This is a genomic window from Bradyrhizobium sp. 187, assembly GCF_023101005.1.
GTDB lineage: Bacteria > Pseudomonadota > Alphaproteobacteria > Rhizobiales > Xanthobacteraceae > Bradyrhizobium > Bradyrhizobium canariense_D.
The window spans coordinates 7,069,116-7,083,648 of sequence record NZ_CP064693.1 but is presented as its reverse complement, the minus strand read 5'-3'; the positions used below and the strand labels follow the sequence as shown (position 1 = coordinate 7,083,648).

The 14,533-nt window shown below is 64.7% G+C and carries 10 protein-coding genes; 6 read left to right on the top strand and 4 right to left on the bottom strand.

All coding sequences use genetic code 11. The features are described from left to right. Positions 1-23 precede the first annotated feature (23 nt). Positions 24-398 (bottom strand): AtpZ/AtpI family protein, encoded by a 375-nt coding sequence (locus tag IVB19_RS34150; RefSeq protein WP_018459992.1) that lies wholly within the window; start codon positions 396-398, stop codon positions 24-26. Positions 399-788: 390 nt separating this feature from the next. On the opposite strand from IVB19_RS34150, the gene IVB19_RS34145 reads away from it, so the two are divergent. After that, positions 789-1,319 (top strand): hypothetical protein, encoded by a 531-nt coding sequence (locus tag IVB19_RS34145; protein WP_026233920.1) that lies wholly within the window; start codon positions 789-791, stop codon positions 1,317-1,319. A 133-nt stretch (positions 1,320-1,452) separates the two neighbouring features. Beyond that, the gene (locus tag IVB19_RS34140) at positions 1,453-1,926 is read left to right on the top strand and encodes a secondary thiamine-phosphate synthase enzyme YjbQ (RefSeq protein WP_026233919.1); all 474 of its coding nucleotides are present in this window, start codon (positions 1,453-1,455) and stop codon (positions 1,924-1,926) included. Positions 1,927-1,987: 61 nt separating this feature from the next. On the opposite strand, the gene IVB19_RS34135 is transcribed toward IVB19_RS34140, so the two are convergent. Then, the gene (locus tag IVB19_RS34135; protein WP_018459988.1) at positions 1,988-3,613 is read right to left on the bottom strand and encodes an MFS transporter; all 1,626 of its coding nucleotides are present in this window, start codon (positions 3,611-3,613) and stop codon (positions 1,988-1,990) included. Positions 3,614-3,956: 343 nt separating this feature from the next. Between IVB19_RS34135 and IVB19_RS34130 the strand changes: the two genes are divergently transcribed. Then, positions 3,957-4,628, top strand: a complete 672-nt coding sequence (locus IVB19_RS34130) for a response regulator transcription factor (protein ID WP_018459987.1) — start codon at positions 3,957-3,959, stop codon at positions 4,626-4,628. Between the two features lie 945 nt (positions 4,629-5,573). On the opposite strand, the gene IVB19_RS34125 is transcribed toward IVB19_RS34130, so the two are convergent. After that, positions 5,574-8,414 carry an ATP-binding protein gene (locus IVB19_RS34125; RefSeq protein ID WP_247820788.1) on the bottom strand — a complete coding sequence of 947 codons (2,841 nt, stop codon included), beginning with the start codon at positions 8,412-8,414 and terminating at the stop codon, positions 5,574-5,576. Positions 8,415-8,611: 197 nt separating this feature from the next. Between IVB19_RS34125 and IVB19_RS34120 the strand changes: the two genes are divergently transcribed. The 3 genes from IVB19_RS34120 (at position 8,612) to IVB19_RS34110 (ending at position 10,722) form a co-directional block, all read left to right on the top strand. Then, complete coding sequence (locus IVB19_RS34120; protein ID WP_018458156.1) at positions 8,612-9,031, top strand: organic hydroperoxide resistance protein; 420 nt, start codon at positions 8,612-8,614, stop codon at positions 9,029-9,031. 36 nt (positions 9,032-9,067) lie between these two features. Further along, complete coding sequence (locus tag IVB19_RS34115; RefSeq protein WP_018458157.1) at positions 9,068-10,099, top strand: alpha/beta fold hydrolase; 1,032 nt, start codon at positions 9,068-9,070, stop codon at positions 10,097-10,099. A gap of 119 nt (positions 10,100-10,218) precedes the next feature. Then, positions 10,219-10,722, top strand: coding sequence for a cytochrome P460 family protein (locus IVB19_RS34110; protein WP_018458158.1), 504 nt, complete (start codon positions 10,219-10,221; stop codon positions 10,720-10,722). A 10-nt stretch (positions 10,723-10,732) separates the two neighbouring features. On the opposite strand, the gene IVB19_RS34105 is transcribed toward IVB19_RS34110, so the two are convergent. Further along, a complete protein-coding gene (locus IVB19_RS34105) occupies positions 10,733-14,242 on the bottom strand; it encodes a PAS domain-containing hybrid sensor histidine kinase/response regulator (RefSeq protein ID WP_026233515.1) in 3,510 nt (1,169 codons plus the stop codon). Positions 14,243-14,533: the final 291 nt, after the last annotated feature.

Sequence of the window (14,533 nt, the reverse complement as noted above, 5' to 3'; positions counted from 1 at the left end):
ATTCCTCTCCTGGTGTGGACCGCCTAAGAACCACCGCGCCTGTTTTGACCCGCGCCTGCCGTTCTCACCACATTCACCACGCCGGCGACGAAGCCCAGCAGCAGGAACACGATGAATCCGAAAGGCGACGTCGACAGCAAGCGGTCGAAACCCCAGCCAATCCCCGCTCCGACAACGACCCCGGCGACCAACTCGGAGGATAACCGAAAACCAAGCGCCATCGCCGAGGCTCTGGCCGCTCTGTCCTCACCGTCACCTGCGGGTTGCTCGGTCTTGACGTGGCGGCCGCGAAATTCGGACAACCGCTGATCAAGATTTCCGAGCCGTTCGGAAAGCGCAGCTTCCTCGGGCGATCTATCGCGATCTCCATTCTCGCCGTGTCCCGTGCCCTGTGTCATGCAACGAAGACCCGAAACGCCGCGGTTGAATGGAAATTACGCCCGCCACCCTCAAAAGCCGCGCGGACCATACTGATGGCCCATAATCAAGTCAAGCCAAGTCACGATTGTGTCCATTCCTGTTATGTATTTGATTTATCTTACAATATCGGCGCGGGCGGCAGCGCTGCACACAGCGTGACGCCGCACCGCAGCAGGTCTCCGCTGGATCGGCGGATGCCGTCGCCATTTCGCCCGGCTGCCGGGATCAAAGGGGGCGCCGTGATCGTTCATGTCAAAGGCGCGTTTTGGGCGGCGGATCGCCTCGCCGGGGTGTAGAATTGCGAGACGTGCCACCTTTATGAGCGCCATCTTTGGACGTGCTACCTGCGCGTCGTGGCGGAGAACGCGATGAGAGCAGCGAATTCATCCACAGCATCATGGCTGGCGGCGGCGGCGTTCGCCGCGGTGTTGACCATCAGCGGCGGCTGCCTCGTCGCGCAATCCGCGCCCGACAGCGAAAACGGCCGCTACAGCATGACGCCCATCCCCGAGGGGGTGCTGCGGCTCGACAGCCGCACCGGCACGGTGTCGACCTGCACCCGCAGCGGCGCCGGCTGGGCCTGCTACGCGGTGCCCGATGAACGTACCGCGCTCGACGCCGAGATCGGCAGGCTCCAGGCCGAAGTCGAGACGCTGAAGGGACGGCTTGCGGCGGGGCCGACCGTGTCAGGCAAGATCGACGAGGCGCTGCCGAAAACGGATCCGCTCAAGAAGGCGGAGCCGCAAGCACCAAAGGCCGCCGAGGGCGAGCGCAGGATCGAGATCCCGCTGCCGAGCGACCAGGACGTCGATCGCGTGATGTCATTCCTGGAAAGGGCCTGGCGCCGGCTGATCGACATGGCCAACCGCGTGCAGAAGGACGTGTCGGGGAAGATTTAGCACGTGGCGAGATGCGGTAGGGTGGGCAAGGCCGCGACGCGCCGTGCCCACCATTTTTGTTTTCGTTGCGTGAGTCGGTGGGCACGCTTCGCTTTGCCCACCTATGGCAGCTTTCCGAATTGAGAGAGTGATGATGACATCAGCCAAATCCATCACGCGCTCGGCGCCATCGTCGGTGCAAGCCACCACCATCGCATCGTCGCTGCTGACCGTGCAGACGCCCGGCCGCGGCTTCACCGATCTCACCGCTGAAGCTGCGAAGTTCGTGGCGGAGGCAGGCGCGCGAGACGGCGCGTTGACGCTGTTCGTTCGTCACACCTCCGCATCGCTGACGATCCAGGAGAACGCCGACCCTTCCGTGCTCGTGGATCTCACCACGGCTCTGTCCCGGCTCGCGCCCGAGAACGCCGGCTGGACGCATGATGCCGAGGGACCGGACGACATGCCGGCGCACGTCAAGACAATGCTGACCCAGACTTCGCTTCATGTGCCGGTCCTGAGCGGCAAGCTCGCGCTTGGCACCTGGCAGGCGATCTATCTGATCGAGCATCGCGCCCGCCCGCACCGGCGCGAGGTGGTGCTGCAATTCCTCGGTAGCAATCAGTAGGCCAAAACAAAACCGGCCGCGGAGACCGCGGCCGGTTGGTGTTGATCTCGATCTGCGTCGATCAGGTCGACTTGATATCGACGTCCTTGGTCTCCGGCAGGAAGAACAAGCCGATCACGACGGTAATCGACGCGAAGATGACCGGATACCAGAGGCCCGCATAGATATCGCCCGTCGAGGCCACGATCGCGAAGGCGGTCGCCGGCAGCAGGCCGCCGAACCAGCCGTTACCGATGTGGTAGGGCAGCGACATCGAGGTGTAGCGGATGCGGGTCGGGAACAGTTCGACCAGCATCGCGGCAATCGGGCCGTACACCATGGTGACGAAGAGCACCAGGACGAACAGCAATCCGACGACCGCGGCCACCTGCGGACGGAAGATGTCGAACGGATGCGCCATCTTCACGATGCCCGCATCTCCGGCCTTCGGATAGCCGGCTCCCTGCACGGCGGCGAGCACTGCCGGATTGCCGTCCTTGGCGTTGGCGTAGGGAACTTCCTTGCCGTTGACCATCACCTTCACGCCGGAGCCTGCCGCACCTGGCGTGGTCGAGTACTTGACCGACGACTGCGACAGGTAGGCACGTGCCGTGTCGCAAGGCGAGGTGAAGACGCGGGTGCCGACCGGATTGAACAAGTCGCCGCAACCTGCGGGATCTGCCACCACGTCGACCTTGACCGACTCGATCGCCTTTTCCAGCGCCGGGTTGGCATTGGTGGTGATCATCTTGAAGATCGGGAAGAAGGTCAGCGCCGCGATCAGGCAGCCGCCGAGGATGATCGGCTTGCGGCCGATCTTGTCGGAGAGCACGCCGAACACGATGAAGAAGCCGGTCCCGAGCAGGAGCGACCAGGCGATCAGCAGGTTGGCGGTGTAGCCGTCGACCTTGAGGATCGATTGCAGGAAGAACAGCGCGTAGAATTGGCCAGTGTACCAGACCACGCCTTGGCCCATCACGCCGCCAAACAGCGCCAGCAGCACGAGCTTGCCGTTCTGCCAGTTGCCGAAGGCTTCCGTCAGCGGGGCCTTCGAGCTCTTCCCCTCGTCCTTCATCTTCTGGAAGATCGGGGATTCGTTGAGGCGAAGCCGGATCCAGACCGAAACGCCGAGCAGCAGCACGGAGACCAGGAACGGAATGCGCCAGCCCCATGCCGCGAAGTCGGGTTCGCCGAGCGCGGAGCGCGTGAACAGGATCACCAGCAGCGACAGGAACAGGCCGAGCGTCGCCGTGGTCTGGATGAAGGAGGTGTAGTAACCGCGCTTGCCGTTCGGAGCATGCTCCGCGACGTAGGTGGCCGCACCGCCATATTCACCGCCGAGCGCGAGGCCCTGGGCGAGACGCAGCGCGATCAGGATGATCGGGGCCGCGATGCCGATGGTGGCAGCGTTGGGCAGCAGGCCGACGATGAAAGTCGACAGACCCATGATCAGGATGGTGACGAGGAAGGTGTATTTGCGGCCGACGATGTCGCCGACACGGCCGAACACGATCGCGCCGAACGGGCGCACCAGGAAGCCGGCCGCGAAGGCCAGCAGCGCGAAGATGTCGCGGGTTGCCGGCGGATAGGCCGAGAAGAACTGCGCGCCGATGATGCCGGCCAGCGAACCGTAGAGATAGAAGTCGTACCACTCGAAGACGGTACCGAGCGAGGAGGCGAGAATGACGAACCGTTCGTCCTTCGTCATCCCTCCCGCGCCTGCTTGAGACACAGCCATTGTCGACATGTTGAGTCGCTCCCCGAAAAATCGTTTCCTCGCGCCCTGGATGTCCGGTCATGCCGGATCAACCCAAGCCTTGCCCCCAAGGTAACATTGGCGTGAAACCCGCCCCAATACGACTTTCGGCCTTTCACACTGACGCTCGCCTGACACTGCGAGCCTTCCATCCGGCAACATAGTGCCGGCCTGTGGATTAACCCCGTTGCCGCAAAGGGATAATGTCCACTTGCATGCCACGGCTGGTCGGGAAAGAATTGACCAGGGCCCCGCGCCGGCTTACTGGCCCGGTGCGATTGCCAGCAAGAGAACGATGAACGCTCCCTCGACCCATCTCATCATTGCCGATGACCACCCATTGTTCCGCGACGCGTTGCGGCAGGCGGTGACGGGCGTCCTGAGCTCGGCCAGGATCGACGAGGCTGGATCGTTCGAGGATCTGACCAAGCTTTTGGAACAGACCTCCGACGTCGACCTGATCCTGCTCGACCTGTCGATGCCCGGGATCTCCGGCTTTTCCGGCCTGATCTATCTGCGCGCGCAATATCCGGCTATTCCGGTGGTGATCGTCTCGGCGTCCGACGACAGCGCCACCATCCGCCGCTCGCTCGACTTCGGCGCCTCCGGGTTCATCCCGAAGCGCTTCGGCGTCGACACCTTGCGCGACGCGATCCTCAAGGTAATGGAGGGCGACGTCTGGGTTCCCGCCGACACTGATCTGTCGGCAGTCGCCGACCCCGACATGACGCGCCTGCGCGACCGGCTGGTGACGCTGACGCCGCAGCAGGTCCGGGTTCTGATGATGCTGTCGGAGGGATTGCTCAACAAGCAGATCGCCTATGAGCTCGGCGTCTCCGAGGCCACCATCAAGGCGCATGTCTCGGCGATCCTGCAAAAGCTCGGCGTCGAAAGTCGGACCCAAGCCGTGATCGCCGCCGCGAAAATCGCCGGCGGCCAATGGAAGCAGGGTACCCCGACGGGGTGAGCCTGTAGCGAGCGCCTCTCGCAGCCTGTAGCCCGGATGAGCGAAGCGACATCCGGGACCGCTAGTGCGGCTAGCTAGCGAAAACCCCGGATATAGCTTCGCTCATCCGGGCTACCGGACCTCCTCTGTGTCGCCCCCGTCAATCCGCCGCCGCAAAAATATTCCACTTTACCGAAATTCGGAAATGGCGTATGTGTCGCGCATCCCGGCTCATCCTTGAGGGGCGATCTTGTGGTCGTCATGTTCGCGAGCCGGGCTTGCGGTGGACGCGGCAGCGTTCGGGTGCGAGAGGCCAAGGGCAGGGCGGATTGCTCTCCGTGAGCCCAAGGCTGCGTTCCGACGAGCGGCGCTGCTAGGCTTCGTCTCGTCTGTAAGTTTCCGGCTCCGTCGACAGGGCTGGAAAAACTGCGGCGAAATGGCGAGCCGTGCGTACGGCAAAACCGTGTGGTCCTGGCCGTCGTTGCTACGGTCAAGCCCTGGCGAATGCGGCATCCGCGTCAACCGGCGCGGTGCCGGTGACTTTCGTTGGGACGAGGGAGGCCAAAAGGAACTCGGCTCCCGGGAGAGCACGGCATAAGCCGTCCAACCATCGCGCAGGGAAGGCCGAGTGATTGGCTACACCTGTATGCTGCTGTGCGGTTTCCTTGCGCTACATTTTCGCGCAGCGGACCGCGGGTGCCAGCCGGCACCCGGCCTTCCCTGCGCCCTCTTGGCTTTGAGGGTGGAATGACCAGGCAAAGCTCGGGCGAAACGCGCCGCGAGGACGCGAAGGCATGTCTGCAAGTTGAACCTGAATTGGAGGATGGCGATGCTGCCCTTTGCTCCGTCATTGCGAGCGTAGCGAAGCGTTCCAGCGTCCTACCGCGGAGAGATTCTGGATTGCTTCGCTGCGCTCGCAATGACGCTTTGAGAGAGTGCGCGCCTCACTCCGCACCAGAGTCCGCGTCACAATGTTTGCAACAACTTCTCGGCAGCCTTGATATCCGCTGTTTCCGAGCCATGGGCGAAGCCTTCATACGCCAATTGAAGCCACCGCTTCGCTTCCTCGCGCCGGCCGCGTTCGACAAGGAGACCGGCGAGATCGATCGCGGCCCGCAGCTCCCAGGCCTTGGCACCTTTGCGACGACTCAATGCCAGTGATTGCACGAAATGGGCTTCCGCTTGATCGGCCTCGGGCTGGGCTCTGGCCAAGAGAACCCTGCCCTTCATGCGCAGCAGCTCGGGCATGTACAGATGATCGCCGCTTTGCTCGACGAGGCGGATCGCGTCGTCGAGCAGGCGCGCGCTCCGCTCGATCTGCCCAAGCGTCATCAAGCCCTGAACAAGCGCGATGTTGAACGTCGTGGTGAGCAACTCGTAACCGGCATCGTGGAGCTCACGCAGACACGTCCCGATCGTCTCGACGCCTTCGGCGGCATTGCCGCGCTGGATCGCCAGCTCGCCTTTGACGCCGCGGCCGACCGCAAGATAGGGCCCCATGGAGCGCGATTCGGCATGGGCGATGAAGCGGTCGATGTTCTCTTCCGCGGCATCGAGGTCTCCGCTCCAGAGATCGATCGAGACCGCCCAGATCAACGCAATGCAGAGCGTGATCGGATGGTCCATCTGGGCGGCCTCGACGACCGTCTGCCGGGCCAGTTGCATCGCATCCGCGGGGCGGCCCTGCAACCAAAACTCGCGCGCGAGCGAGATGCCGGCCCGGTTGCGGTGATCGAAGCCATAGACGGTGCTGATCCGTTCCGTGCCCGGCTTATGCCAGGCGGTCTCCAGCATCGTCAACGCGTCGCGATGCTCGCCGGCAAGATGCAAGGAGACACCGAGGAGCGAATGGGCGAGGGCGAGGGAGGCGGCATCGCCGAGTGTCCCGGCGACCGTGAGGCTTTGCTGCGCATAGCCGAGCGCGGCGTCGAACTGTCCCATCCGCTCGTGGAAGATATGCATGCGCCCGAGCAGCTGGAGCTGGTTCGGCGCGTCGCCGCGCGCCTCGGCGATCGCAAGGCTTCGGCTCAACGCGGCACGCGCCGCTTCGCTGCCGCCGCGCGTGAACATCAAGGTCAGTCCGAGCGCGGCCTGGATGTGCATTTCCTCGGCGCCGCCGCGCGAGGAAGGATCGAGCGCAAGCAGCGCCCGTTCAGACCAGCGCCGGCACTCGACCAGCAACGACATCGCGAGAAAAATTGGCGCTGCAGCTGCGGCCAGTGCAATGCCGATGCTGGCATCGCCGTCCGTGCCAAAACACCAGTCCAGCGCCGCGCGCACGTTGTGAAGCGCGGAGAAGTGGATCGCGCGCTCGTCGGCGCTCGGCACCGTGGCCCATGTCGTGCCGGCCTGCTCCAGCCATTGCCGGTAATAGGTCGCGTGGCGGGCGGCGAGCGCCGCGTCATCAGGTTCGATCTCGAGCAGATAGGCGCGCGTCGTGTCGAGCAGACGGTAACGCATCATGGCGCCAATCGGCCGCGCCGCGACCATCGACTTGGCCACCAGGCCGTCGATGGCATCGAACAGGCGGGAGCGGTCGACGCGTTCGTCCGGCACGATCTCGAGTGCGGCGTCGATAGTGAAGTGACCGGCGAAAACCGCGAGCCTGCGCAGCACGAGACGTTCGATATCGGACAAGAGCCCGTAGCTCCATGCCAGCGTCGCCTGCAACGTCTTCTGTCGCGGCGGCGCCGTGCGCTGGCCCTGCCAGAGCAGATTGAGGCGCTCGTCGAGCAGTGCCGCGGTCTGCTCCAGGCCGTAGGCTTCGACCCGGCCGGCGGCGAGTTCGATTGCCAGCGCCATGCCGTCCAGCTTGCGGCAGATCCCGGCGACGATCGCTGCATTGGCATCGTCGAGCGCGATCTGCGCGCCACCGGCCGTGGCACGTTCGAGGAAGAGTTGAAGTGCAGGATAAGTCTGCGCCGCGGCCGCCGTCAGACCGGGATGGTCGGGCGGAACGGCAAGCGGCGCCAGCCGATACACCTGCTCGCCCTCGACCCGCAGGGCTTCGCGGCTCGTCGCCAGAATGTAGATATTCGGTGCGGCGTGGAAGATCTCGGCGGCCAGCGGGGCCGCGGCTGCGATGACGTGTTCGCAATTGTCGAGGATCAGCAGCATCCGCTTGTCCCGGAGATGCGCGAGCAGCGCAGGCAGGGGATCGTCGGTTTGCGCCGGCAAGCCCAGCATCAGCAGGATCGAGGTGATCACGAGATCGGGATCGCTCAGCGCGGCAAGATCGACGAAATGTGCGGCGTCGGAGAATGTCGCGAGCAGATCGTGAGCGATGGCAACGGCAACGGCGGTCTTGCCGACACCGCCCGGGCCGACGATCGTGACGAAGCGCGAGCGGATCAGCCTGTCGGAGACGGCGGCGACCGCATCGTCGCGCCCGACCATTCGTTGCAGCCGGTTCGGCAGTTTGACGGGCGGCAATTCCGTTCGCGCTACGGTGCGCCGATCTGCCGCGATAGCCGCCTGCGAGATCGGCGCCACGAAGCAATAGCCGCGGCCGGAGAGCGTCGTGATGTAGCGGGCACCGTCCCTGCCGTCGCCAAGGGCCTTGCGAAGCGCCGCGACGTGAAAGCGCAGATTGGCGTCCTCGACTGTCATGCCGGGCCACACCAGCGCCATCAGATCATACTTGCTGACGACCTGGTTCGGCCGCGACATCAGCGCGAGCAGCGTGTCGAAGGCCTTTGCACCGAGCGGCAGCGCGACGCCGTCGCGCATGACGAGTCTTTCGTGCGGCGTCACAGTGAATGGCCCAAACGAGAGGGTTCCCGTTGCGGTGCCGGCCGGCTCGGTCATGGCGGAATCCTGATCTTTTGGAACGGACCGGATAGCCAGATGATCGCAATCCGGCAAGGCCGTCCCACGCCGCGATCGGACCGCGGATGCAGGTCCTGTGAGGCGCGCGAACCGAGACCTCACAACTTCTCACAAGTCCCAACGGGTGTGTCGCGGCAGCCGCTGCTAGTGAGTTGCGCGATGGCAAGGAGACATTCATGACCCAAGCGGCAAAATTGCTCTACACGGCCCGGACCCGCACCAGTGGCGGGCGGCAGGACGGGATATCGCGCAGTTCCGACGGCCGTCTGGATGTCAAGCTGTCGCCGCCGGGCGGCAACGGCATCGGTACCAATCCCGAGCAATTGTTCGCGGCCGGCTGGTCGGCCTGCTTCGAAGGCGCGATGGAAATCGCGGCCCGCAAGCGGAAGATCGAGCTCCCCAGGAAATGTGCGATCGATGCGGAGATCGACCTCGTGCTCGACGAGGGCGCCTATTCGCTCAGGGCACGCCTCGATGTCAGCCTGCCCGGCCTCGATCGCGAGATCGCGCGCGGCCTCGTCGATGAGGCGCATCAGACCTGTCCCTATTCCAAGGCCGTCCGCGGCAACATCGACGTCACGGTCGCACTGATCTGACGCACCACCTCCAACTATCAGAAAGGTAGCAGCATCATGAAACAGATCATCGATCAGCACCGCCGCCAGTTTTTCGGCATCGCCGCGGGAACTGTCGCCGCCGGCCTCGGCGTGATCGGCCTCGCCCGCGCCGAATCGCAAGCGACGCGCTCTTCCGCAAGGAATGCGTCGTTCGGCGCGATCAAGCAGATCGATGCCGGCGTCCTCAACGTCGGCTACGCGGAGGCCGGTCCTGCGAACGGCCCCGTCGCGATCCTGCTGCACGGCTGGCCCTACGACATTCACGCCTTCGTCGACGTCGCGCCAATCCTGGCAAAGGCCGGCTATCGCGTCATCATTCCCTATCTCCGTGGTTACGGCTCGACCCACTTCCTCTCCGCCGAGACGCCGCGCAACGGCGAGCCCGCGGCAATGGCAGCCGATATCATCGCGCTGATGGACAAGCTCGACATCAAGAAAGCGGTGGTCGCCGGTTTTGATTGGGGCGCGCGCACCGCCGACATCATCGCCGCGCTCTGGCCGGAGCGCTGCCGCGCGCTGGTCTCGGTCAGCGGCTATCTGATCTCCAGCCAGGCCGCGGGCAACGCGCCGCTGCCGCCGTCGGCCGAGCTGCAATGGTGGTACCAGTTTTATTTCGCGACCGAGCGCGGCCGCGCCGGATACGAGAAGTACACGCATGATTTCGCAAAACTGATCTGGAAGCTCGCTTCGCCGCAGTGGAAGTTCGACGACGCCACTTTCGAGCGCAGCGCGGCGGCGCTGGACAACAAGGATCACGTCGCGATCACCATCCACAATTACCGCTGGCGGCTCGGACTCGCCCAGGGCGAGGCGAAGTACGAGGAGCTCGAAAAGAAGCTTGCCGCAGCTCCCGTCATCAGCGTCCCGGCGATCACGATGGAAGGCGATGCCAACGGCGCGCCACATCCCGATCCAAGCGCCTATGCCAAGAAATTCTCGGGCCGGTACGACTATCGCCTGATCACCGGGGGCATCGGCCACAATCTGCCGCAGGAAGCACCGCAAGCCTTTGCCAAGGCCGTCATCGACGCCGACGGCGGCGCCTGAGGATTTTGGCAGCGCCTCGGTCCGGCAAGGCCGGACCGAGGCCTGACATGCGAACGCAGTTCAATGAAGCGTCAGCGAAAATGAAATCCGAAAAGTCAAAAGTTCCGTCTTCTACGACGATGATCGTGCTTGCCGTGCTCCTCCTCGTCGTTGTCCTGACCTGCGTGCCCTATCTGGTCACGATCGCTTTCGCGCAGGGCCCGGCGGATGCCTCGCCCATCTTCGGCGTCACTGTGCCGGAGGGCTACAAGCAGTGGGAGCTGATCGCGCCGGCCGAGGAGGCGGCTCCCCTGGACGAGCTGCGTGCCGTCGTCGGCAACAGGACCGCGATCGATGCTTATCAAGACAACAAGCTTCCGTTCCCGGACGGCACAATTCTGGTCAAGCGGGCCTGGAAGCGGAAACAGTCGCCCGAATTTGCGTCCGCGACGATTCCCGGTGAAGCCACCACCGTCCAGGTGATGGTCAAGGATTCCAAAAAATATGCCTCGACCGGCGGCTGGGGATTTGGTCGCTTCATCAACGGCAAGCCGGTCGACGAGGCCCAGCATCGCACCTGCTTCGCGTGCCACGAAGCTCGTGTGAAGTGTCGCGACTACGTGTTTACAAGGCTTGCGCCCTGAGTGCGGAGTTTCACTCCGCAGCCACCATCTGCTGCGTGCGCCACTGGCCGAGCAGGGCGCGCAGCGAAGCCGGCTTGACCGGCTTGTTGAGCACCGCAACCTTTTCGTCGCGCGCAGCCATTTGCACGGCGGGGCTGCGGTCGGCGGTGATCAGGATCGCGGGGATGCCGTCACCGAAGCGGCGGCGGATGTCGCGGATCGCGGCGATGCCGTTGCCGCGGTCGAGATGGTAATCGACCAGCAGGCCGGTCACGCGGCGGCCCGCAGTCTCGATTGCGGCGATCGCGGCCTCGGGATCGGCGACCGCGATCACTTCGGCGTCCCAGGCTTTCAGCAGCGTGCGCATGCCGTCGAGGATCGCGGCGTCGTTCTCGATGCAGACGATCAGGGTACCCGAGATCGAGGTGCGTGCGAGCGGCGTCGCACTGGTCACGGCCGCGGTGTGGGTGATCGCCTTCGCCGTCGGCACCGTCACGGAAAACACCGAGCCGCCGCCGACATTGGAATCGATGGCAATGTCGTGCTTGAGCACGCGCGCCAGCCGCTCGACGATCGACAGGCCCAGGCCGAGGCCGCGGGCGATCCGCGCACCCTGCTCGAGGCGGTGAAATTCCTTGAAGATCTCGCCGCGCTTGACCGTCGGGATGCCGACGCCGGTGTCGTAGACGCAGATCTTCAGCGTGGCGCCGCGGCGGCGGCAGCCGACCAGCACGCGCCCGCGTGGAGTATATTTGATCGCGTTGGAGATCAGGTTCTGGAGCAGCCGCCGCAGCAAGAGACGATCCGACTCGACGGGCAGCGAACACGGCACGAACACGAGCGCCAGATTCTTCGCGCGTGCGATCGGCGCGAACTCGATCTCCAGCGAGCGCATCAGATCGGCCATCTTGAAGCTCGAGATCGAGGTCGTCATCGCGCCGGCGTCGAGCCTGGAGATGTCGAGCAGCGCGCCGAGAATTTCCTCGATCGCCTGGAGCGATTCGTCGATGTTCTCGACCAGCCGTGTCTCCTCGCCGCTGTGCTGACGCTCGACCAGGCTCGTGACATAGAGCCGCGCCGCGTTCAGCGGCTGGAGAATGTCGTGGCTTGCGGCGGCGAGAAAGCGGGTCTTGGAGATGCTGGCGTCTTCGGCCGCGCTCTTGGCCAGCGCCAGCTCGGAATTCAGCCGGGTCAGCTCCTCGGTGCGGTCGCGCACCCGCTTTTCCAGCGTCGCATTGGCCCTCTCCAGCGCTTCGGCCGCCTCGAACGTGGGCGTGACGTCGGTGAAGGTAATGACGAAGCCGCCGCCGGGCATGCGGTTGGTCAAGATCTCGATCACCATGTGGCGGTCGGGCAGGCGCTCGAGATAAGGCTCGCCGTCGGTGGTGTAAGCCACCAGCCGGCGCTCCAGCATGGCCTCGCGCTCGATCGGATCGGCCGGCTCGCTCACGCCCATGAATTCCAGGATTTCACGCAATGGCGTGCCGAACTGGATGAAATGCGGAGGAACGTTGAGGAGATCGCCGAACTGCCGGTTGGAGCAGATCAGTTGCAGATCGGCATCGAACACCGCGATGCCCTGGCGCACATGGTTAAGCGCGGTCTGGAGGATCTCGCGGTTGAAATGCAGCGCCGCATGGGAATCGTCGAGCAGTTTTAGCGCAGCCTTGGCGGAGACCGTCCGTTTGCGCAGCAGCAGCGACATTACGAGACGCGAGGAGGCTGCGCCGATCGAGGAGGCGATCAGGTGCTCGGCGTGCTGCAGCAGCTCGAAATCGGCGGGCGCCCCGGACTCCAGCCGCACATTGCGCCGCGCGGATAAGGCCTCGAACGAATGCCGCGCGCGGTCAGGCCCGAGATATTGCGCTACCGTGGTCTGGATGTCCTGCACCGTGACCGTGGTGCGCCAGCGGCGGAAATTCGGGGAAATTGGCGCGAGCGTGTTGGGGACGAACAGATCGGCCTGGACCAGCTCGATCGAAGACGGCCGGCGCGCCAGCGACAGCAGCACGTAGGTGAGGATGTTGAGCGACAGCGACCAGACCACGCCGTGCATCAGCGGCGGCAAATCGGCGCCGAACAACGCCTGCGGCCGCAGCGCCTCGATCCCGAACGGGCCGTGCTGGAGCAGCAGGATGCCCGCCGTCGAGGTATCCATGAAGCTCGGGATGAAGAGCGTGTAGAGCCACACTGCGAAGCCGACCAGCATGCCGCCGATCGCGCCGCGCGCGGTCGCGCGCCGCCACAGCAGTCCACCGAAGAAGCTTGGTGCAAGCTGGGCGATGGCGGCAAAAGACAGCAGGCCGATCGCCGCGAGCTGGGTGTTGCCGAGCGCGCGGTAGTAGAAATAGGCCATCACCATGATGGCGAAGATCGCGAGCCGGCGCGAACGCAACAGGAAGTCGCTGAAATCGGCACCGCCGGTGCGCCCCTCCGGCCGTCGTTGCAGCACCAGGGGCACCACGAGGTCGTTCGAAACCATGATGGAGAGCGCGACGCATTCGACGATCACCATCGCGGTCGCCGCCGACAACCCGCCGACGAAGACGGCGACGCTGAGCAGATCCGCGCCGCCCTCCATCGGCAGCGCCAGCACGTACATGTCAGGATCGGCGGCGCCGAACGGGAAGCTGACGAGGCCGGCGAGCGCGATCGGGATCACGAACAGATTGATGGCGACGAGATAGAGCGGAAACAGCCAGCGCGCGCGACCGACCTCGGCGTCCGAGGAATTCTCCACCACGCTGACGTGGAACTGGCGCGGCAGCAGCATGATCGCGCACAGCGACAGCAGCGTCATGGTCAGGAAGTTGCCGATCGACGGCGAATAGTTGATGACGCGCACCGCCTCCGGTGTCTTCATCGCGCGCTCGATCAGTTCGTGCGGCGAGAACATCCAGAACGTGACGAAGGTGCCCGCAGCGAGGAAGGCGACGAGCTTGATGATGGATTCGGTTGCGACCGCCAGCATCAGGCCGTGCTGGTGCTCGGTGGCGTCCGTCTGCCGCGTGCCGAACAGCACCGCGAAGGCCGCCATCGCCAGCGTCACGATCAGCGCCACGTCGCCGATGATCGGGATGTGGGAGAAGGCCTGGTCTTCGCTCAGGATGGTTTCGAGCGAGGAGGCGACCGCCTTGAGCTGGAGCGCGATGTAGGGCACCGAGCCGATGATGGCGATCAGCGCGACGGTTGCCGCCACTGCCTGGCTCTTGCCGTAGCGCGCGCCGATGAAGTCGGCGATCGAGGTGATGTTGTGGGCCTTCGCGAGCTGGATCACGCGGCGCAGCACGCCGGCTCCGAGTCCGATCATCAGGATCGGGCCGACATAGATCGCGAGGAAGTCGGTGGAGGTGCGGGTGGCGAAGCCGACCGAGCCGAAGAAGGTCCAGGAGGTGCAGTAGATCGCCAGCGACAGCGGATAGATCAGCCCCGAGGCGCGGCCGCGCCCGGCCGGCGAGCGGCGGTCGCCATGGCTCGCCACCAGGAACAGAAAGCCGATATAGCCGAAGGCGGCGGCGATCACGCCCCAATCGTGCAGCATGGCGAGCGTGCTTCTCCCGGGGCGCGCGCTGGCCGCGCCCGATCTCATTTTCCCTGTAAATCTAGCGCGTTGGACGGGTGGAGGCGACAGCGAAATGCCGTGCCACGGCGGGAACCGGAGTTGTCGTTAAGCGGCTGCCTTAAAGCTGCGCTGCTTCTGGCTCCCCGAGAGAGTCCCCGCGTGGTACCCCCTCCCTGACCCTCCCCCACAAGGGGGAGGGAACGGAGAGACCGTCCGCGTTGCAGGAAATTCGAGACCGACCGCTACGCTGTGCGGCTCCGCCGACCTAAG

Bases quoted from the DNA above. Each gene is read 5' to 3' on its own strand.
- IVB19_RS34130 (WP_018459987.1), top strand. From the start codon at position 3,957: ATGAACGCTCCCTCGACCCATCTCATCATTGCCGATGACCACCCATTG.
- IVB19_RS34140 (WP_026233919.1), top strand. From the start codon at position 1,453: ATGACATCAGCCAAATCCATCACGCGCTCGGCGCCATCGTCGGTGCAA.
- IVB19_RS34110 (WP_018458158.1), top strand. From the start codon at position 10,219: ATGATCGTGCTTGCCGTGCTCCTCCTCGTCGTTGTCCTGACCTGCGTG.
- IVB19_RS34105 (WP_026233515.1), bottom strand. From the start codon at position 14,242: ATGCTGCACGATTGGGGCGTGATCGCCGCCGCCTTCGGCTATATCGGC.
- IVB19_RS34120 (WP_018458156.1), top strand. From the start codon at position 8,612: ATGACCCAAGCGGCAAAATTGCTCTACACGGCCCGGACCCGCACCAGT.
- IVB19_RS34135 (WP_018459988.1), bottom strand. From the start codon at position 3,613: ATGACGAAGGACGAACGGTTCGTCATTCTCGCCTCCTCGCTCGGTACC.
- IVB19_RS34145 (WP_026233920.1), top strand. From the start codon at position 789: ATGAGAGCAGCGAATTCATCCACAGCATCATGGCTGGCGGCGGCGGCG.
- IVB19_RS34115 (WP_018458157.1), top strand. From the start codon at position 9,068: ATGAAACAGATCATCGATCAGCACCGCCGCCAGTTTTTCGGCATCGCC.
- IVB19_RS34125 (WP_247820788.1), bottom strand. From the start codon at position 8,414: ATGACCGAGCCGGCCGGCACCGCAACGGGAACCCTCTCGTTTGGGCCA.
- IVB19_RS34150 (WP_018459992.1), bottom strand. From the start codon at position 398: ATGACACAGGGCACGGGACACGGCGAGAATGGAGATCGCGATAGATCG.